This window comes from Halosimplex carlsbadense 2-9-1 (assembly GCF_000337455.1).
In the GTDB taxonomy this organism is placed as follows: Archaea; Halobacteriota; Halobacteria; order Halobacteriales; family Haloarculaceae; genus Halosimplex; species Halosimplex carlsbadense.
In genome coordinates, this window is the sequence record NZ_AOIU01000013.1 from 99,778 (window position 1) to 117,130 (window position 17,353).

22 protein-coding genes are annotated in these 17,353 nt (G+C 68.6%); 12 read left to right on the forward strand and 10 right to left on the reverse strand.

Annotated elements, in window-relative coordinates; translation table 11 throughout:
• Window positions 1-6: 6 nt before the first annotated feature.
• Window positions 7-1,026, reverse strand: a complete 1,020-nt coding sequence (locus tag C475_RS06110) for an NADP-dependent oxidoreductase (protein WP_006882916.1) — start codon at window positions 1,024-1,026, stop codon at window positions 7-9.
• 118 nt (window positions 1,027-1,144) lie between these two features.
• On the opposite strand from C475_RS06110, the gene C475_RS06115 reads away from it, so the two are divergent.
• From C475_RS06115 to C475_RS06130, 4 genes are all read left to right on the forward strand, one after another.
• Complete coding sequence (locus tag C475_RS06115; protein WP_006882917.1) at window positions 1,145-1,447, forward strand: hypothetical protein; 303 nt, start codon at window positions 1,145-1,147, stop codon at window positions 1,445-1,447.
• Between the two features lie 134 nt (window positions 1,448-1,581).
• Window positions 1,582-2,037 carry a TRAM domain-containing protein gene (locus C475_RS06120; RefSeq protein ID WP_006882918.1) on the forward strand — a complete coding sequence of 152 codons (456 nt, stop codon included), beginning with the start codon at window positions 1,582-1,584 and terminating at the stop codon, window positions 2,035-2,037.
• Between the two features lie 157 nt (window positions 2,038-2,194).
• The gene (locus C475_RS06125) at window positions 2,195-3,916 is read left to right on the forward strand and encodes a lipopolysaccharide biosynthesis protein (protein ID WP_006882919.1); all 1,722 of its coding nucleotides are present in this window, start codon (window positions 2,195-2,197) and stop codon (window positions 3,914-3,916) included.
• Window positions 3,917-4,010: 94 nt separating this feature from the next.
• Window positions 4,011-4,796, forward strand: a complete 786-nt coding sequence (locus C475_RS06130; protein WP_006882920.1) for an SDR family oxidoreductase — start codon at window positions 4,011-4,013, stop codon at window positions 4,794-4,796.
• Here C475_RS06130 and C475_RS06135 read toward each other — a convergent pair.
• The gene (locus C475_RS06135) at window positions 4,793-5,251 is read right to left on the reverse strand and encodes a hypothetical protein (protein ID WP_049930184.1); all 459 of its coding nucleotides are present in this window, start codon (window positions 5,249-5,251) and stop codon (window positions 4,793-4,795) included. The two genes, C475_RS06130 and C475_RS06135, sit on opposite strands and share 4 nt — an antisense overlap.
• A 2-nt stretch (window positions 5,252-5,253) precedes the next feature.
• Window positions 5,254-5,484 (reverse strand): hypothetical protein, encoded by a 231-nt coding sequence (locus C475_RS06140; protein ID WP_006882922.1) that lies wholly within the window; start codon window positions 5,482-5,484, stop codon window positions 5,254-5,256.
• Window positions 5,485-5,512: 28 nt separating this feature from the next.
• On the opposite strand from C475_RS06140, the gene C475_RS23780 reads away from it, so the two are divergent.
• From C475_RS23780 to C475_RS06150, 3 genes are all read left to right on the forward strand, one after another.
• A complete protein-coding gene (locus tag C475_RS23780; protein ID WP_161625175.1) occupies window positions 5,513-5,668 on the forward strand; it encodes a hypothetical protein in 156 nt (51 codons plus the stop codon).
• Between the two features lie 285 nt (window positions 5,669-5,953).
• Window positions 5,954-7,210 (forward strand): RNA-guided endonuclease InsQ/TnpB family protein, encoded by a 1,257-nt coding sequence (locus tag C475_RS06145; protein WP_006882923.1) that lies wholly within the window; start codon window positions 5,954-5,956, stop codon window positions 7,208-7,210.
• A 109-nt stretch (window positions 7,211-7,319) separates the two neighbouring features.
• Window positions 7,320-8,444, forward strand: coding sequence for a hypothetical protein (locus C475_RS06150; protein WP_006882924.1), 1,125 nt, complete (start codon window positions 7,320-7,322; stop codon window positions 8,442-8,444).
• Between the two features lie 15 nt (window positions 8,445-8,459).
• Here the strand turns inward: C475_RS06150 and C475_RS06155 are convergent, their stop codons facing one another.
• Both C475_RS06155 and C475_RS06160 read right to left on the reverse strand, forming a co-directional pair.
• Window positions 8,460-9,473, reverse strand: coding sequence for a mannose-1-phosphate guanylyltransferase (locus C475_RS06155; RefSeq protein WP_006882925.1), 1,014 nt, complete (start codon window positions 9,471-9,473; stop codon window positions 8,460-8,462).
• A 72-nt stretch (window positions 9,474-9,545) separates the two neighbouring features.
• Window positions 9,546-10,379: an alpha/beta fold hydrolase gene (locus C475_RS06160; RefSeq protein WP_006882926.1), complete on the reverse strand. Its 834-nt coding sequence runs from the start codon at window positions 10,377-10,379 to the stop codon at window positions 9,546-9,548.
• 189 nt (window positions 10,380-10,568) lie between these two features.
• On the opposite strand from C475_RS06160, the gene C475_RS06165 reads away from it, so the two are divergent.
• Window positions 10,569-10,946 carry a hypothetical protein gene (locus tag C475_RS06165; protein WP_006882927.1) on the forward strand — a complete coding sequence of 126 codons (378 nt, stop codon included), beginning with the start codon at window positions 10,569-10,571 and terminating at the stop codon, window positions 10,944-10,946.
• A complete protein-coding gene (locus C475_RS06170) occupies window positions 10,939-11,295 on the forward strand; it encodes a hypothetical protein (RefSeq protein ID WP_006882928.1) in 357 nt (118 codons plus the stop codon). The genes C475_RS06165 and C475_RS06170 overlap by 8 nt, the downstream gene beginning before the upstream one ends.
• Before the next feature lie 46 nt (window positions 11,296-11,341).
• On the opposite strand, the gene C475_RS06175 is transcribed toward C475_RS06170, so the two are convergent.
• From C475_RS06175 to C475_RS06190, 4 genes are all read right to left on the reverse strand, one after another.
• Window positions 11,342-12,058, reverse strand: coding sequence for a helix-turn-helix domain-containing protein (locus tag C475_RS06175; protein WP_006882929.1), 717 nt, complete (start codon window positions 12,056-12,058; stop codon window positions 11,342-11,344).
• Window positions 12,059-12,118: 60 nt separating this feature from the next.
• The gene (locus C475_RS06180) at window positions 12,119-12,400 is read right to left on the reverse strand and encodes a DUF7091 family protein (RefSeq protein WP_006882930.1); all 282 of its coding nucleotides are present in this window, start codon (window positions 12,398-12,400) and stop codon (window positions 12,119-12,121) included.
• Between the two features lie 59 nt (window positions 12,401-12,459).
• A complete protein-coding gene (locus C475_RS06185; RefSeq protein ID WP_006882931.1) occupies window positions 12,460-13,164 on the reverse strand; it encodes an HAD family hydrolase in 705 nt (234 codons plus the stop codon).
• Between the two features lie 66 nt (window positions 13,165-13,230).
• Window positions 13,231-14,256, reverse strand: coding sequence for a Gfo/Idh/MocA family protein (locus tag C475_RS06190; RefSeq protein WP_006882932.1), 1,026 nt, complete (start codon window positions 14,254-14,256; stop codon window positions 13,231-13,233).
• A 389-nt stretch (window positions 14,257-14,645) separates the two neighbouring features.
• Here C475_RS06190 and C475_RS06195 point away from each other — a divergent pair, with 389 nt between their 5' ends.
• From C475_RS06195 to C475_RS06205, 3 genes are all read left to right on the forward strand, one after another.
• Entirely contained in the window at window positions 14,646-15,581 is a 936-nt protein-coding gene (locus C475_RS06195; protein ID WP_006882933.1) for a hypothetical protein, read from the forward strand.
• Window positions 15,582-16,205, forward strand: a complete 624-nt coding sequence (locus C475_RS06200) for an RPA family protein (RefSeq protein ID WP_006882934.1) — start codon at window positions 15,582-15,584, stop codon at window positions 16,203-16,205.
• Between the two features lie 167 nt (window positions 16,206-16,372).
• On the forward strand, window positions 16,373-16,810 hold the full coding sequence (locus C475_RS06205) for a hypothetical protein (RefSeq protein ID WP_006882935.1): 438 nt from the start codon (window positions 16,373-16,375) through the stop codon (window positions 16,808-16,810).
• 70 nt (window positions 16,811-16,880) lie between these two features.
• Here C475_RS06205 and C475_RS06210 read toward each other — a convergent pair whose 3' ends face one another.
• The gene (locus tag C475_RS06210; protein ID WP_006882936.1) at window positions 16,881-17,333 is read right to left on the reverse strand and encodes a DUF5814 domain-containing protein; all 453 of its coding nucleotides are present in this window, start codon (window positions 17,331-17,333) and stop codon (window positions 16,881-16,883) included.
• Window positions 17,334-17,353 lie beyond the last annotated feature (20 nt).

The window sequence follows — 17,353 nt, forward strand, 5'->3', positions numbered from 1 at the left end:
CGAGCGCTACGCGTCCGGGTCGCTCACCCTCACGAGCTGTTTCCCGATGTTCTCGCCTTCGAACAGCCCGAGGAAGGCCTCGGGCGCCGACTCCAGCCCTTCGGTGACGGTCTCGCGGTACTGCAGGTCGCCCCTCGCGACCCACTCGGCCAGCCGCCCGGTCGCGGCCTCGAATCGCGGCGCGAAGTCGCCGACGAGGAAGCCCTCGACGCGGGCGCGCTTGCTGACGAGCCCGGGGAGCTTGCGCGGGCCGGTCGGGCGCTCGGTGGCGTTGTACAGCGATATCTGGCCGCAGACGGCGACGCGGGCGTCGACGTTCAGCCGGTCGAAGACGGCGTCGGTGATCGGCCCGCCGACGTTGTCGAAGTAGGCGTCGACGCCGTCGGGCGCCGCCTCGTCCAGCGCCGCGCCGTAGTCGTCGGTCGCGCTGTAGTCGATCCCCGCGTCGAAGCCCAGCTCGTCTTCGAGGAAAGCGACTTTCTCCGCCGAGCCCGCGAAGCCGACGACGCGGGCGCCCGCGAGATTCGCGATCTGGCCGGCGACGGAGCCGACCGCGCCCGCGGCGCCCGTGACGACGAACGTGTCGCCGGGGCCGGGCTCGGCCACCTCGCGGACCCCGAAGTAGGCGGTCCGGCCGGGCATCCCGAGGACGCCCAGCGCCGTCGAGACCGGGCCCAGGTCCGGGTCGACTTCCCGGAGCGCGGTCCCGGGCGCGGCGGCGTAGTCGGCCCACCGGAGGTTGCCGGTCACGATATCGCCCGCCTCGAAGCCGGCACCGTTCGATTCGACGACTTCGCCGACGACGCCGCCCTGGAGCGGGTCGCCCACTTCCCAGGGGTCGGCGTAGGACTCGGCGGCGCTCATGCGGCCGCGCATGTACGGGTCGACCGAGAGATAGCGGGTGCGGACGAGCGCCTCGCCCGGGGCGGGTTCGGGTACGTCCGTCTCCACGAGGTCGAACGTGTCGCGGTCCGGTTTCCCCTCGGGTCGCTTCGCCAGACGAAACTGCCTGTTGGTGTCGCGCATGGACACCGATTGGGGCCGACGCCGGAATAGTCCGGGGACTCGGTCTGGCCGGTGTGGGCGAAACGCGACCCGGCGGCCGACCGTCAGCGTTTCCTCCGGACCGGTCGAACGGGGCGACATGTACCTCTCGCCGGCGGTGCGAACGATCCGCGACGACCCGGTCGAAGGGGAGTCGGTGACGCTGTTGCTGGAGGTGGCGGACGACGCGGCGATCGACGAGGTGGCCGCGGCCCTCGAGGCGGCCGGCGCGACCGTCGAGGAGGAACTGCAGTTCCGAACCCTGCAGGCGACCGTCGCTCACGAGCGGGTCGGTGCGGTCTGCGAGGCCGACGGGATCGCCCACGTCGAGACGGGAAACACGCTGGGGCTCGACCCCGACGAGGCCGAGGGTGCGGGTGAAGACGTGCGTCCCGGCGGGTGAGGCGACGACGCTCCCAGCCGCCGCGGACGGGCGCCAGGGGCCCACGAACGACCGTTCGGTCGAACGAAACGGCGATTTCGGGCGCTGGCGCCGAGAGCGCAAGCGTTTACTTCGCCCCAGCGGTACTCAGCGTCATGCCCGACTGTCCACTCGCGGACGAGTGCCCCAGTTTCCAGGAGCGCATCGAGGGGATGGGCTGTACGCACTACGGCGACCGCGGCGGCGCCGAGTGGTGCAATCACTACAACCAGCCGATCGAGGACCTCAAGAGTCAACCCGTCCAGCCCGGCCAGGAGGTCGAGGTGGCCGTCGAGGACATCCACGAGAGCGGCGCCGGCGTCGGCCGGACCGAGGACGGCTTCATCATCATGGTCGACGGCGTCCTGCCGCCGGCCCGCGCGAAGGTGAAGATCACCAAGGTCCGCTCGAACCACGCCCGCGCCGAGGAACTCGAACGCCTCCCCGACGACCCCGACGACGAGGGTGAAGAGGCCGAAGGCGAGGCCGAGGAAGGCGACGACGAGGCCGACGAGGCCGACGGAACCGACCGCGAGCGCCTCGGTAGCCGCGACAACTTCTGGGGCTCGTAGCCCCCACCGCGGCCGGCGCTTCAACCTGGACAGTCGTGACGCCGCTCGTTTCGTTCTCCCCGCTCGCTCCCGCTCGATAGCCGACCTGTCGCCGGTTTCACAGTCGATCTCGCTCGTTTCAGCGGTTTTATCCGGTCGGATCCGCCAACGTAGCGCCGTGGTTCCCGACCCCGCGGTCGCCGACGAGTCCGCCGACGAACCCGTCACTGGCGAGTCCGTTCCGGCGGACAGCGCCGAGGCCGGGGACGAACCGTCCGGCGCCGAGCGGCGCCCGACGGACGCGCCGTCGGCCGATGGACCCGCCGACCCCGTCGAGGCGCGACTCGACGACGCGCTGGAGCGGGTCGCCCACGGCGCGACCGTCTCGGTGCCGAGCATCCTCCTCCAGCGCGGGCTGACCGTCGCCTTTACCGCGGTCCTGACGAACGGCTTCGCGGCGGGCGCCTACGGCGTCTTCGCGGTCGCCCGCCGGCTCCAGCAGTTCCTGCTGCACGTCGCGCTGGGCTTTCGAAGCGGGCTCAGCCGGTTCCTGCCCACCGCCGACTCGCCGGCCGAACGCGATGCGCTCGTCACCGTCGCCGGCCTGCTGCTGGGGACCGTCGCGACCGTCTTCGGCGCCGCGCTGTACCTGAGCGCGCCGCTGGTGACCGCCGTCACCGACCAGCGACCGCTGTTCGGGACCGTGTTGCGCGTGTTCGCCGTCGGCCTGCCCGCGACGGTCTGGCTGTTCACCGCGGCGGAGGTCCTGCGCGGGCTGGAGGAGGTCGGCCCGCTGAACCTCACGCTCCGGGTCGGCTTCCCGGCCGCGCAGCTGGTCGTGGGCGTCGTCGGCACCGTCGTCTACGGCGACCTTGCCGCGGTCGCCGTCGGCGTCGTCGCGGTTTCGGGGCTGACCGGCCTCGTCGCGACCGCGTGGCTCGTCCGCGAGCGCGGGCTCGGGCTGCGATTCCACGGGCGCGACGGCGACGGGGACAACTGCGCCGATACGGCCGCCGATGGCCACGAATCCGACGCCGACGCACTCGACCTGCGGTCGGTGTGGCGCCGGTACGTCCGCTACACGGCCCCGCTGTTCGTCGGCGGGGTCGCGACGACGATACAGCGGCTGGGCTTCTACCCGCTGATCGCCGTGTTCCTGACCGACGTGGCCGGCGGCGTCTTCGCGGTCGGGATGGTCGTCGGGTCGCTGGTGCGGCTGCCGCTGATCGGGCTCAACCAGTTCGTCCCGCCGGTCGCCGCCGCGCTCCACGAGGACGACCATCGCGCCGCGCTCTCGCGGTTCTACCACGTCACCAGCCGGCTCGTCCTCGTCGGCGTCGTCGGCCTCTCCGTGCCCGTGGTCGTCTACCGCGAGACGGTGATGTCGCTGTTCGGCCCCGCCTTCGTGCCCTACGCGCCGCTGCTGGTCGGGTTCGTTCTCGCGCAGTTCGGCGCCTGCGCCGCCGGCAGCGTCGGCATCCTCCTCATGATGACCGACAACCAGCGGCCCTACCTCGCGGTCAACGTCTGTATCACCCTCCTGCTGACCGCCGTCGCCGTGCCGCTGACGATACGGTTCGGCCTCTCGGGGCTCGTGGCGAGCTACGTACTCATGCTGACGCTGAACAACGGACTGGAGGTCGCCGTCCTCTACCACTTCGAGCGGCTCCAGCCGTTTACCCCGCTCCACGGGAAACCGCTCGCAGCGGCGGTGCCGCTGGGCGTCGTCGCCTGGAGCGCGAAGGCCGCGCTCGCGGGGCCGGCGGCGCCCGTCGTCGGCGTAGTCGGTGGACTGGCCGCGTACGCGGCGACCCTTCGATTCCTCGGGTTCACCCCCACCGAGCGGCGACTCGCGGGGACGCTCCGCGACCGGTATCGCGCCGCGCTCTCGCGGGAGTGAGAGACGGGAGCCCCTCCGCGAACCCCGCGCCCGGCCGACAGCCGTCGATCCGAAACCTCCCGGTTCTTTGAGGCACCGGTCCCAGCACTCGCGTATGGATCTGCAACTCGACGGCAGCGCTGCACTGACGACGGCCAGCTCCAGCGGCCTCGGTCTCGCGAGCGCGAAGGCGCTCGCCCGCGAGGGCGCGGACGTGGCCGTCTGCGGGCGCACCGAATCACACCTCGAATCGGCCGAGAGCGAACTGCAGGGGCTCGGCGACGGCGACGTGCTCGCCGTCCAGGTCGACCTGACCGACCGCGCGGAGGTCGAGGCCTACGTCGAACAGGTCGCCGACGAGTTCGGCGGCATCGACCAGGTCGTCATGAGCGCGGGTGGCCCGCCCAGCGGCGCGTTCCTGGAGATGGACGACGACGACTGGTACGGCGCCTACGACACGCTCGTCATGTCCGCCGTCTGGACGACGCGCTTTGCCTACCCCTACCTCGCCGAGTCCGAGCAGGGCTCGATCACGGCGATCACCTCGCGGTCGGTCCGGGAGGTCATCGACGATCTCGTCCTCTCGAACGCGGTCCGGCGGGCGGTCATCGGGATGGTCAAGACCCAGGCGCGGGAGTTCGCCCCCGACGTACGGGTCAACGCCGTCCTGCCGAGCGCCCACGAGACGGCGCGGATGGAGGAGCTCATCTCCGACGCCGTCGAACGCGGCGAGTACGAAGACTACGAGGCGGGTCTGGCCGACTGGGGCGAGGGCGTCCCGCTCGGCCGGATGGGCCAGCCGGGCGAGCTCGGCGACGTGGTGGCCTTTCTCGCCAGTCCGCGGGCGAGCTACGTGAGCGGGGTTGCGCTGCCCATCGACGGCGCGACGATGCGGAGCTAGATCGGGTTCCGGTCCGAAGGCGTCTCACGCTGTCGACCGAGCAGGTAGCCGGTCGCGGTTCCGAGCGGGAGGGCGAGCCAACCGACGTAGAGGAGATTGACGAGTCCGACGAACAGCGCGGCGCCGACTCGCTCGACGGGGCCGGCGGTCCCGCCGAGCGCCTCGCCGAACAGGCTCGCCGCGAGGACGAACCCAGCGGGGCCGAAGACACCTGTGAGCGTGCCGGCGAGCGCGCCGCGGTTTCGGAGTCGCCAGTGCCCGGTTCCTTCGACGACCACGAGCCAGCAGCACGCGCCGACCGCCCCGACGCCGAGCGCGACGACCGCGAGCATGTGACCGTCCCAGGCCGCACCGTCCCAAGGCACGACCGAGAACGCCGCCACCACTCCGGCGCCGACGGCGCCGAACAACAGGCCGGCCAGCGCCGCCCACCGGAGCGACAGCTCGTCAGCCATCGTCACCGCGCGCCCGGCGACCCGCCGCTCTGTCCGTCGGACTTGGCGGTCAGCGACCAGACGAGCAGTCCCAACGAGATCAGCGCGACGAACACGGAGACGACGTAGCCGACCGAGTCGGCGGTCCCGAGTATCGACCCCGGCAGGAACGCCGAGACGACCAGCAGGATCGCCGCCGAGATCGTCCCTGCGAGCGCCAGGATCAGCAGCCAGAAGCGAACCGCGGGGTCCATGTTGCCCGGCGGTTGTCACCCGCGGAATATGAGCGTTCCGGCGAGCGTGGTGAATCCTGTGCCGTTCGAGTTGCTCGTTGAGCAGTTCTTTCTGGTCGATTCGATATGGGAGGAGTTCGATCGAGAGCGACCGCAGTCGACGGTGAGCGATGAAATCTTCAGCCCGCTCGCCCGCTTGAGTTAGGACTGCACTCGACAGCAAGCGATGAACGCCCTCGACCCGCTCGCGGTCGCTGAGCGACATATCCTCGCGGCCGGGGGCCGCTTCGGATAAAGGTCGCTCAGGCGACTACATGAACGCGAGCGTGCCTCGCCCTTTCAGCATTTTCGAGGTGGAGCCTCCGGCCTCAAGGAGCGAGCGAAGTGAGCGAGTAGGCCGGAGAGGAAACCGATATAGTCCCACACAACCAGCACACCTTGGCAGTTTGACTCCCAATCATTTAATAACTGTCAAATACATGCCTGAAATATGGAGGTCCGGCGAACCGCGCCCGTCAAACTCGTCGTTCCTGACGAGCGCCGTGACGACCTCCACGAATCCGCCCGGCAATTCCTTCACTGTGCCAACCGTGCCGCCGAGTTCTGTTGGTCCGACCGTTCTTACACTGAGTGTGTCACGGCCAACACGAGCGCACGAACTGCGCTCTACGCCGATCTCCGCGACGAAACCGACCTCACCGCGAACCTCGTGCAAGAAGCCATCCGCCGCGCCGTCCAAGCAGTCAAAGGCTGTGTTGAACGGTGGAAACAAGGGAAGCGAGTGAGCCAACCGGAATTCACGTCATGGAGTATGCTTTACGACAAGCGGAGCGCGACGTTCTACCGGAACAAAGTCTCACTCTCGACTGTCAACGGGCGCGTCGAGTGTGACTTTGAACTTCCTTCGGACAGCCCCACGCCATACGAGGAGTACGTGCTGTCCAAGGAGTTCGAGTTCCGGGCGAGTACGCTCCAGTACGACGCAGTCGACGACGAGTTCTATTTCCACATCACCACTCGGAAGTACGACTCCGATGGAGACGGTGAGAACGCAGAGGTTTCGGAAGATGCCAAGCACCAAACAGCCCTCGGTATCGACCTCGGCGTCAACAGTCTCGCCGTCTCCTCGACCGGGCGCTTCTGGCAAGGAGACGACTACGACCACTGGTGCCGCGAGTTCGAGAAGCGACGTGGGAAGATGCAACAGCGCGGGACGCAAGCCGCACACAACGCTTTGCTTCGCCTCGGCAAGCGCGAAGAAGCATGGCGCAAACAATACATCCACACCGTCGCCAACGAGATCGTCACGGAGGCTGTCGAACACGGCTGTAACGTAATCGTGTTCGAGGACTTGACCGATATCCGAGAGCGGCTTCCGGAGGCCAAATGGCACCATCTATGGGCGTTTCGACGCCTCTACGAGTATGTCTCCTACAAGGCTCCTGAACGCGGTGTCTCCGTGGAACAAGTCGAGCCGAACTACACGTCCCAACGCTGTTCTCGAACGGACTGTGGGTTCACGCACGACGGCAACCGCCACGGAGACCACTTCGAGTGCCAGATGTGCGGCTACGAAGTGAACGCGGACTACAACGCCACGAAGAACATCGGGATGCGGTACGCTCTGGAACGACAACACAGACTCCGGTCCTCGCCCACGTCGGGGAGCGGAGACGCACCAGTAGACGTGCGTGTGAATGGTGGGACGGTGAACGGCGAGAGTCACCAGCCTATTGCCGGGGGCTGATCGCCGGGAGTCCACATCAAAGCCCCACTCTCAAGGACCGAGGCGCTCCGAGGGAGTTGGGTGGGGTAGTTTACCGAACGGTTTTGGGGACGGCGGTGCCCGCTCCGCTATGACCGACGAGCGAGCGACCGATACGGGCCCGACCGCAGGCACCGACTGGCGGACGGCAGGACCAGAGATCCGCCTGACCGACGCCGACGCGGCCGAACCGCCGCGGGAGACCACACCGGCGGATGCGCAGGCGGGCGCGAACTTCGTCGTGTTCGAGCCTGGGTGGCTGCCCGACGACTGCGCGGTGGGCGAGACGACGATCCGGCCCGAACAGCCGCCAGGGCGGCCCGAGGGGCTGGACGCCGCGGACATCGGACAGACGCCGTACAGCGAGGGGAACCCGTCGGCGGTCCGGACCGTCGTGGCGGGCGAGGACCGCGAGTTGCGGATCAAGCAGTTCTGCTACGACTGGGCGCCGCCGGCCGCCAGCGTCGCGCCGCTGTGGGGTACCGAGGACCCGGCGCCGGTCGAGGCGGGCGACGCCGTCGGCTTCCTCGGGACCGACTACAAGGACAACCGCGGCGCCTGCGTCCAGCGGGCGCGCACGCAGGTCGAGGTGTCCGTGCTGGAGGGGGCGTTCGACGACGACGAACTCGAAGGACTGCTCGACGGGCTAGAGCCGGCAGCGGATCCCCAGTCGACACCCGTCCGACAGGTCCCCTTTCACCGACTGAACTACTGGGCCCGCTACCGGTGCGAGGCGGTGGGAGTCCCACACGGGCTGTGGAGCCACGGGATCGCCCGGCCGTACGACGAGAGCGTGCCGTGTTCGCCGGCCGCGCTCGGTGGAGTGTCTCCGGCGTTGCTCGTGCCGGGCGACGACGGCACCGGCGCGGACTACGCGCTCGACTCGGCCGCGACGTTCCCCGACAGCGGCGCCGTCGAGGCCGTCTATCGCCGCGCGAGCAACGGGAGCGACCACCTGTGGATCACTGCGGCGGCGCCCGACAGCGAACTCGGTCCGGCGGTGCCCCCGGAGCCGGCCGACCAGCCGGCACAGACCCGCGAGACGGTCGAGCTACGCGGTGAGCGCGTCCACTACGCGGCGCTGACGGAGGGGTCGGGCGCGTGGGAAGCGGTCTGGACGGAGGGCGGCGTCACCTACGCCGTCGTCGCGGGCGCGTCGCACCACCTCGACGGCGAGGCGTTCCGGCGGCTGGTCGAGGGGCTGGAGCCGGTCTGACCCGCTACCACGGTCTCAGAACAGGTCGTCCTCTTTCAGCTCGGACACGACCTCGCGGACGCGCTGGGCCTGTCCCTTCGGGACGACGAGCGTGCGGTCGCCGTAGGAAGCCACGACGAGGTCCTCGACGCCGACGACGCTGACGTGACCGTCGGTGGCGACGACGGTGTTCTCCGCGTCGATCGTGAGCGCGTCGCCGAGGACCGCGTTGCCGTCGTCGTCGGCGTCGACGACCCGGGAGACGGCGTCCCAGGCGCCCAGGTCGTCCCACTCGAAGGTCGCCGGGACGAGCGTGGCGTCGTCAGTGGCTTCCATGACGGCGTAGTCGACGCTCACCGGGTCGACGGCGTCGAATCCGCGCTCGGGCTCGCCGTCGTCCAGCGCGTCGACTAGGGGAGCGAGTTCAGTGTCGCCGGCCTCCCGCAGGAAGGCGTCGGGCGTCCAGGCGAACATCCCGGCGTTCCAGTAGTAGCCGTGGTGGCGGTAGCGCATCGCCGCCCCCTGGTCGGGTTTCTCGGTGAACTTCTCGACGGGGTAGTAGGTGCGTCCGTCCGCGGCTTCCGACTCCTCGCCCGGCTTGATGTAGCCGTAGCCGGTCTCCGGGCGAGTCGGTTCGACGCCGACGGTCACCAACGAATCGGTCTCGGCGGCGACGGCGGCGGCGTCTCCCATCGTCCCGGCGAAGTCACCCTCGATATGGTGGTCGCTGGGGAGACAGACCAGCGTGCAGTCGCCCACCTGTTCGCGGACGCGGTGGGCGGCGTAGACGAGTGCCGGGCCGGTATCCTTGGGCTCGGGTTCGGTGAGGACGGCCGCGTTCGGGGCGTGTTCGCGGACCTGGTCGGCGAGGTCTGGGCGAGTGAGGACGTACACTTCGTCGGCGAAGCCGGCGCGGTCGACGGTCTCGGCTAAGAGCGAGCGGTCGCCGGCGAGCGGGAGGAACTGCTTCGGGCGGTCGCTCCGGCTGGCGGGGTAGAGTCGGGTTCCGGTCCCGCCCGCGAGGACGACGGCGACGAGCGTGTCGGTCATGGCCGTGTGGTCGGACGGGTCGGAAAAATAGCCGCCGGTCGCGGCGGATTCGGCGGCGACCGGTCGCGGGGGTCAGCGCACGCCGAGGAAAGCGTGCAGTTCGTCGGCCGTCCGCGCGGGCGCCTCGCTCGGTCCGGAGTGACTGACGCCGTCGAACTCGACGAAGCGACTCGACGGGAGCGCGTCGTGGACGGTCCGAGCGCTCTCACGGAGGAAATCGGGACCGTCGGTCCCCGACAGGACGAGCGTCGGCACGGCCACGTCGAGGCGCTCGGGAACCTCGTAGCGCTCGACGGCGTAGTTCATCCGGATCACTTCCTCGGCGAGTTCGACGCAGTCGGGCCAGACCGGCCACTCGTCGAGCCAGGCGTCCAGGTCGTCGCCCTCGCCGGCGTGGATCACCTGATCGACGTAGAGCTTCATCGCGCCCTCGCGGTCGCCGTCGTCGAGCAGGGCCGCCATTCGGTCGGCCAGATCGGCGTGTTCTCTGAACGATTCCGGGAGGACTGCGGGCTCGTAGGCGACGACGGCCTCGATCTCGGCCGCCTGGTCGTCCGCAGAGAGCGCCCGCGCCGTCTCGATAGCGGTGAGGGCGCCGAAGGAGTGCCCCAGCAGGACGGGCGGGGCGTCGCTCTCGTCGTCGGCGCCGAGGTCGTCGACGAGCGCGCGGACGGACGCGACCTCCCGGCCGAGCACCTCGTCCGGTCCGGTCTCCTCGTGATCGTCGAGGCAGGTACCAAAACCCGGTCGCTGCGGGACGACTGCGGCGAACTCCTCGAAGTGGGGGATCACGGGTTCCCAGTACTGCCGCGGGGCCATCCCGCCGTGGAGGAGGACCAGAGGCTGGCCCTCGCCGCGGCGTTCGTACTCGACGTCGATACCGTCTGCGCTCGTGGTCGTTGGCATGGAACGCTCCGTACTCCGCCGGCGGGGCTACGTTTGACTCTCAGTCGTGCGGCCGCTTTTATATTACGCCGCGATTTCCCCGCCCTCGGCGCCGGGGCCTGCGGACTCTCCTCCTCGAGGGATCCGGTGATATATCCAGTAGATCTGATGGGACGATACGTTCAATACATTCGATACGCTATTTTCAGTATGCCGATCAGCACGGACCGATTCGAACGGCTGGGTGCCGACGGGGATGAAGACGGGCCGACTCCGGGCACGAACGCGTCGGCGATCCTCACGTTCCTCCGGAACAATCCGGACAAGGCGTACACGCAGAGCGAGATCGCGGACGTGACGGACGTGAAAGCGGGATCCGTCGGGCCGACGCTCGTTCGGTTGCGGGATCGGGGGCGCGTCGACCACCGCGGGCACTACTGGCGCGTCAGTGACCACGACCGAAGCGTGGACGCGGCGGCCGGCCAGTCCGCCGATGCGCTCGCGAGTCGCGAAGCCGACGACGAGAGGCCGGAGATGGCGGCCTGGCGGGACCACGCCGTCGATCCCCGCGAGCATCGCGATGAGTGACCGGTTCGCGGCCGGCGACGTGTTCTGGGCGCCGGACCCGTACAACACGGGTGGCGACCCGCGACCGTGGCTGGTGCTGGCCGCCGAATCGATCCCGTACGCAGGCGAAGAGTACGTCTGCGCGGGACTGACGCTGAGCGACCTCCCAGACAACGTCGAGGTCACCGCCGAGGACTGGGTGGTAGGCGCTGACCCCGAGCGAACGTCGTACTGCTCACCGTGGGTCCTGGCGACGGTCAAACACGGCGCGGTCGCGAGCGCGCAGGGGTCCGTGACCGACGCGTTCACCCGCCGGGTGGTCGACCGGAGTGTCGCGTACCTTTCGGGTGACGTGTCCGTTGAGTCCTGAGCGGTGGTGTCGCGGGGCGGATGGCCGTGACGGGACGCGGTCGAGGTCAGCGTGACCACTCGAGGGGTCGCGGACGCGCCTCGACGTGGGTCTCGACGAGGTGGGTCTGCGCGCGGCGGAGTCGCTCGGACAGCGAGGAGGCGGAGATTCCCAGTTCGGCGGCCACGTCTTCGAGCGTCGCGGTCCGCGGGATCTCGAAGTAGCCAAGTCGGTGGGCGGTCCCGATCGCCTCGCGCTGGGCGTCCGTGAGGCCGTCGCCGTCGGTGTCGTCCCCGAACGGCTCGGCGCTCTCGCCGACGCGGGTGAGCTTCCGGAGTCGGAACGAGGTGTTGCGCTGCCAGAACTCGCGAAGCTGGTCGAAGGCGGCCCGGTCGGCGAACCGGCCGGCCTGGAGCCAGCCCGTCGGCCTGGCGCGGATGAACTCGATCTGGACGGGCGTCTCGTAGAGCGCGCGCAGGTCGTCCAGATCGTCGAGGCGGTCGCCGAGCTGTTCGGCCATGCTCGTGCCCGGCGTGATAGTGTAGCGACTCGCGCCGTCCTCGCGGACGACGAGGCGGTACTCGCCGACGAACGCCGTCGACTCGAAGGCAGCCTCGACGGCCGCGGTCGTCTCCGGGTTGGCGGTCACGACCGCGGTAAAGCGCGGCCGCTCGCCCTCGCCGAGACCGATGGAGAGTTCCATTTCGGCGTCGGGCACCGCCGCGGCCACGTCGACCAGCGGGAGGGCGTCACAGCCGAGGTGGTATTCGGCGTGGAGGGCCATAATCGCAGGTCAGTTCGGAGTGTCAAATGCCCGTCGAAAGTCACGCTCCCCGAGTACGACCTACCACGTTTCGATGTCGCCCGAGCGGATGTCCTCGACGCAGCCCTGGCAGTCCTGGGACTGGGGGTCGAAACAGCCCGGTCTGTGTTCGGGGTCGAGTTCGACCGCGCGGCGCTCGGCGTAGCGCCGGCAGACGATCTTCGCGCGGCCGTCCTCGCCGTGGGGCAGGTCCGCCTCGACGGAGCGGCGGGCGTGTCTGTAGGCGCGCTTGGCCTCGCCGATCTGGCGGCCCGCCGACCGGAGCTTCTGCCGGAGAATGCGCTCGATGCGGTCGTCTGCCATCTGGTCGCCGCTTAGGAGGCGTGGCCCTTAGCCCCGTCGGCGTCCGAAGGGGTCGAACGTCAGGCCAAGTCGTCGATCACCGGTTCGACCTCACCGAGCGTCTCGACGATGTCGTCCGGTTCGCGCACATCACCGACGGGCGGCGTCGCGTGGGCCGTGACCTGCACGGTCGTCATCCCGACTTCGGCGGCCCACGTGTCCTCGTCTACCCTGTCGCCGACCATCAGACAGTTCTCACCGCGGAAGCCCGTTCGGTCGAGAAAGATCTCGAACGGTTCGACGGTCGACTTCTCCGCTTCGATCTCGGCGGACGTCAACACGAGGTCGAAGGCGTCCGCGAGACCCGCCGCTGCGAGCCGCCGGTTGGTCATCAGTTTGTTCCCGTTTGTGATAGCGCCGACGAACAGGTCGTGGTCGCGGCAATGGCGTAGGACCGATTCGGCGTCCTCGGACAGCGATTCGGCGTCGAGTCGCGTCTCCCAGAACACCCGATCGAGGGCTTCGATGTCTTCCCGCGGTGCGTCGCGACCCCAGACCTCGAAGAACAGTTCGGTGTAGCGACCGAGTTCGAACCGTCGGTGGTCGCCGTGGTAGCGCTCTGCGAACCGTTCGCCCGTTCGCGCGGTCAGGTCGTCGAAGGTTTCGCGGTCGATTTCGTAGTCACGTTCGCACATCTCCCGATAGCGTGCGTCGACCGCCCGCTCGACCGCATCGTCGCCGTGGAAGAGTGTCCCCCCGAAGTCGAAGACGGCCGCGTCGAGCATCTCGATTCGTACTCTCGACGTGGACGGGAGGCGTAAAAATCTACCGTGGACCTCGCTCGCGCGGCGTCAGTCCGCCTCGACTCGCGGTTCGGTCCGGAGGTCGACCTCGACCCGGCGCCCGCTCCGGGCGGACTCGTAGGCCGCTTCGGTGACGGCGGTGACTTTCAGCGCGTCGCGCGCGGTCGCCGGCGGTTCCGCGCCCTCCCGAATGACGTCGACGAACGCCCGCCCCTTGTCGCGGTACTCACCGTCGTGGTCGGACGCATGCTCGCGATTCTCGCCGTCGACGAACGCGAGGTCGCGCTCGCCCCAGTCGCTCCCGCGGACGCGGAACCCACCGTTCTCGCCCCAGACATCGAGGTGTTCGCGCACGACCGGCGCATCGCCCGAGACGCCGACGCTGGCGACCGCGCCGTTCTCGAAGGCGACGTCGAGTGCGGCCTGCTTGTCCACCCGCTCGGCGTCGTCGTCGAACTGCATCTGCGCGCTCACCGAGACCGGGGAGAGCCCCGTGGTCCACAGGAGGGCGTCGAGGACGTGGCTGCCGGTGTCGTAGAGCTGCCCGCCCCCGGAGAGGTCGGGGTTCGTCCGCCAGGTGCCCCGCTGGTGGGTGATCCAGTCCTGCGTGATCGACGCGCTGAGGAACTGCGGGTCGCCGACCCGTTCGTCGAGCGCCTCGCGAGCCCGCCGGAACGCCGGCGAGAGGTGGCGCTGGTACCCGACCATCAGCGCGGCGTCGCTCGCCTCGCTGCGACGAACGAGATCGCGCGCGTGGTCGAGGTCGACGCACAGCGGTTTCTCACAGAGGGTGTCGATCCCTCGTTCGAGGGCGGCGACGACCTGTTCGTAGTGCAGCGTGTGTGGGGTGGCGATCGCTACCCCGTCGAGATCCGCGCCGTCGAGCATCGCCTCGTGTGACTCGTAGCGATGGCGGTCGGGAACGCCGAACTCCTCGGCGGCGCTCCGTCGATTCTCGTCGCTGACGTCCGCGACCGCGACGACTTCGGCGCCGTCGACCGCCTCGACCTCACGCGCGAGCGGCGTCCCGAGACCGCCTAACCCCGTCACCCCGATCCGGATCGTATCTACCATATCTGTCCCATGTGATCACGTTTCAAGACTCTTTGGTTCCCGAGGGAGGGAGAGATTCGAGTCGATGGACACCGGATACGTTCGGGGTTCCTGTTCGATACGTCGGGCACCACAACGGCCCTGTCGATGGTTCGGCCGCAGTGGTTCGCCCGCGGTGGCCGGCCCCGGTGGCTCGCCGCTCGTCCTGGCGGTTCCGGTCTCGGGGAGGAGTGCGGCGTCACCCGCGGAAAGCGCGCGTTCCCGGTGGTCGTGCGGGTGTCGAGAATGTCGCCATTGGGGCCCCAGAACCGGATTTTCACTTACACTCCGGCGTGCGAGAGTTTATATACGGGGGCGACCAAGAGAAGGATGTCTCCCATCGAAAACAACGCGGAGACAGGAACGACAAGATGACGGATTTGCGTACACAGGCGACAGAGATACACGAACAGTTCGAAGACCAGCTGGAGATTTCCGTCGACGACGTGGAGGAGCGTCTCGACACGCTGGTCAACGAGTACAAGGTCCCCCTCTCGGAGGCCCGCCGGAGCGTCACCAACACCTACCTCGACGAGGCGGGGATGGAGCGCGACGAGCTGGGCGGTGGCGGCTCCGGCAACGACCGGGTTCAGGTCGCCGACGTCGACGCTCCCGAGGAGTGGGTCGACATCAAGGGCGAGGTCACGGAGCTGTGGGAGGCCAACTCCGACGCCGTGGCACAGGTCGGCCTGTTCGGCGACGAGACGGGCACGATCAAGTTCACCAAGTGGTCGAAGTCCGACCTCCCCGAGCTGGAAGAGGGCGCGGTCTACGATCTGCGGAACGTCGTGACCGACGAGTACGAGGGCCGGTTCTCGGTGAAGCTCAACCGGACGACGGTGATCGAGGAGCTCGACGAGGAGATCGAGGTCGGCGACGACGACGTGAGCGTCGAGGGCGCGCTGGTCGACATCCAGTCCGGGTCCGGACTGATCAAGCGCTGCCCCGAGGAGGACTGCACGCGCGTCCTCCAGAACGGTCGCTGTAACGAGCACGGCGAAGTGGAGGGCGAGTTCGACCTCCGCATCAAGGGCGTGCTCGACGACGGCGAGGAGGTCCACGAGATCCTCTTCAATCAGGAGGCGACGGAGAACCTCACGGACATCACGCTGGAGGAGGCCCAGGAGATGGCGATGGACGCGCTGGATACGTCCGTCGTCGCCGACGAGATGCGCGCGGATCTCCTCGGGAAGTACTACCGCGTCACCGGGCCGACGTTCCGTCGGTACGTGCTGGTCGACGAGGTCGAGCGACTCTCCGAGCCGACGGATGCAGAGGCCGTGCTGATCAAAGCGAGGTCGATATAGATGGCGACGACACCCACCCGAGAGGTCGCCCGCCGCGTGTTCGCGGGCGAGTTCAACGACGCGACGTACACGTTCAAGGAGAGCGACGACGAGCGAGCGCCGGTGTATCTGCTGCTCCCCACGGGCGAGCGGGCCAACCGCGTGTTCCTCGTCGGGACGCTCATGGAGACCGAGGACGTGGGCGACGACAGCGAGTACTGGCAGGGGCAGGTCATCGACCCCAACGGCGACCGCTACTACATGTACGCGGGCCAGTACCAGCCCGACGCGGCCTCGATGTTGCGGGAGCTCGAACCGCCGGCGTACATCTCGGTCGTCGGCAAGCCCCGGACCTACGAGACCGACGACGGCGAGGTGAACGTCTCCGTCCGGCCGGAGTCGATCACCGAAGTCGACGCGGCGACCCGGGACCGCTGGGTCGTCGAGACGGCCGAGCGCACGCTCGACCGGATCGCCCGCTACACGGACGAGACAGACGCGGACGGGGAGGCCGCCGTCGACGAGTACGTCGCGATGGCGGCCGAGGAGTACGACCTGCCGATCGAGGACTACCGCCGGCAGGTCGTCGAGGCGCTAGAGAGCCTCGAAGACGAGGAAGCGGTCGCCGCCGAGCCGGACGCCTGAGGCGACGCCAGCGGGTTCGCGTCCGATGCGTTCGAATGTCGGTGCGATCCCCCACGCGTCGAACAGATCGGGCCGTAACGCGTCCGAACCGCTTTCTTTCACCGGCTTGCACGCTCGTGCCAGCGTCTGACAAACGATTAAGTGGGGCGGGAAATGAGTGATGAGTAATGAGTAAGAACAAGACGATCTCCTTTCGCGTGAGCGAGGACAAGTTCGAGACGCTCCGCGAGATTGCCGACGAGCGGGATCTCTCGCTGTCGGCGGTGTTCAGGGACTACGTCGACATGCTCGTCGCACACGACGGGCAGGTGGAGGTGGTCCCCGAACACCAGCTCAACGAGTCCAGCGCCTCGACGAGCGACACGGAGAGCTTCCCGCCGAAGGTCGAGGTGCCCAAGAGTTTCGTCCGCGAGCACGAGCGGCTCGAACTGGAGGCCGAACACCTCCGCGAGCAGCTCGAAGAGCACAAGCGCTACGTGACGAAACTGCGCCAGCAGCTCGACGAGCAGGACAAGGAAGACGTGGTCCAGCTCGAAGACCTCGACGGCAGCGAGGACGACGAGGAAGCCTCCTACCGCCTCGGAAACTTCGAAGAGTCGATCTGACGTCGCCGCTCTCTCTCTGCCCGGCCTCTGTTTTCGCCGCTGGTTCGTCGCTTCGCCACTCGAGCGTCGGCTAGAGGAGCTGTTCGCGCTTCTGCCGGGCGTCGCTGGCGGCGTCGGAGCGGCCGTCCACGTCGGCGAGCGTCTCGACGGCTTCGAGGGTTCGGACGGCGCCGTCGAGGAAGGAGAGCACGTCGCCGGGGTAGGCGTAGAGCATGTAGTCGTCGCCCATCACGTCGACGACGGCGTCGGGACCGAGCCCCTGCGCCCGGAGGTCGAGGAGGTACCGGACGAACTTCTCCTCGGGATGGCCACAGTGGGGGTTGGCCTCGCAGTCGCAGTCCATGAAGTCGGTCGCGAAGTCGAGGACGCGGTCCTGCGTGGCCTCGTCGAGTTTCGCGAGGTTCTCACCCTGGAAGAGGATGTCCAGCGTCGCCCCCTTGAACGCCCCTTTGGGGAAGGAGGTCTCTAGCTGGGAGGCGATCTGCTGGTGGTTCTTGATGTAGATTTTGTCCGTGATGGCCACGGCTACCTGGACGGAGCGGC

What these genes read in the sequence shown, in the direction of transcription:
- C475_RS23780 (WP_161625175.1), top strand. Translation starts at nt 5,513, where the DNA reads ATGAGCGTTCCGGCGAGCGTGGTGAATCCTGTGCCGTTCGAGTTGCTC.
- C475_RS06170 (WP_006882928.1), top strand. Translation starts at nt 10,939, where the DNA reads ATGAGTGACCGGTTCGCGGCCGGCGACGTGTTCTGGGCGCCGGACCCG.
- C475_RS06130 (WP_006882920.1), top strand. Translation starts at nt 4,011, where the DNA reads ATGGATCTGCAACTCGACGGCAGCGCTGCACTGACGACGGCCAGCTCC.
- C475_RS06145 (WP_006882923.1), top strand. Translation starts at nt 5,954, where the DNA reads ATGGAGGTCCGGCGAACCGCGCCCGTCAAACTCGTCGTTCCTGACGAG.
- C475_RS06195 (WP_006882933.1), top strand. Translation starts at nt 14,646, where the DNA reads ATGACGGATTTGCGTACACAGGCGACAGAGATACACGAACAGTTCGAA.
- C475_RS06150 (WP_006882924.1), top strand. Translation starts at nt 7,320, where the DNA reads ATGACCGACGAGCGAGCGACCGATACGGGCCCGACCGCAGGCACCGAC.
- C475_RS06175 (WP_006882929.1), bottom strand. Translation starts at nt 12,058, where the DNA reads ATGGCCCTCCACGCCGAATACCACCTCGGCTGTGACGCCCTCCCGCTG.
- C475_RS06200 (WP_006882934.1), top strand. Translation starts at nt 15,582, where the DNA reads ATGGCGACGACACCCACCCGAGAGGTCGCCCGCCGCGTGTTCGCGGGC.
- C475_RS06120 (WP_006882918.1), top strand. Translation starts at nt 1,582, where the DNA reads ATGCCCGACTGTCCACTCGCGGACGAGTGCCCCAGTTTCCAGGAGCGC.
- C475_RS06135 (WP_049930184.1), bottom strand. Translation starts at nt 5,251, where the DNA reads ATGGCTGACGAGCTGTCGCTCCGGTGGGCGGCGCTGGCCGGCCTGTTG.
- C475_RS06190 (WP_006882932.1), bottom strand. Translation starts at nt 14,256, where the DNA reads ATGGTAGATACGATCCGGATCGGGGTGACGGGGTTAGGCGGTCTCGGG.
- C475_RS06205 (WP_006882935.1), top strand. Translation starts at nt 16,373, where the DNA reads ATGAGTAAGAACAAGACGATCTCCTTTCGCGTGAGCGAGGACAAGTTC.
- C475_RS06115 (WP_006882917.1), top strand. Translation starts at nt 1,145, where the DNA reads ATGTACCTCTCGCCGGCGGTGCGAACGATCCGCGACGACCCGGTCGAA.
- C475_RS06155 (WP_006882925.1), bottom strand. Translation starts at nt 9,473, where the DNA reads ATGACCGACACGCTCGTCGCCGTCGTCCTCGCGGGCGGGACCGGAACC.
- C475_RS06185 (WP_006882931.1), bottom strand. Translation starts at nt 13,164, where the DNA reads ATGCTCGACGCGGCCGTCTTCGACTTCGGGGGGACACTCTTCCACGGC.
- C475_RS06110 (WP_006882916.1), bottom strand. Translation starts at nt 1,026, where the DNA reads ATGCGCGACACCAACAGGCAGTTTCGTCTGGCGAAGCGACCCGAGGGG.
- C475_RS06160 (WP_006882926.1), bottom strand. Translation starts at nt 10,379, where the DNA reads ATGCCAACGACCACGAGCGCAGACGGTATCGACGTCGAGTACGAACGC.
- C475_RS06165 (WP_006882927.1), top strand. Translation starts at nt 10,569, where the DNA reads ATGCCGATCAGCACGGACCGATTCGAACGGCTGGGTGCCGACGGGGAT.
- C475_RS06180 (WP_006882930.1), bottom strand. Translation starts at nt 12,400, where the DNA reads ATGGCAGACGACCGCATCGAGCGCATTCTCCGGCAGAAGCTCCGGTCG.
- C475_RS06140 (WP_006882922.1), bottom strand. Translation starts at nt 5,484, where the DNA reads ATGGACCCCGCGGTTCGCTTCTGGCTGCTGATCCTGGCGCTCGCAGGG.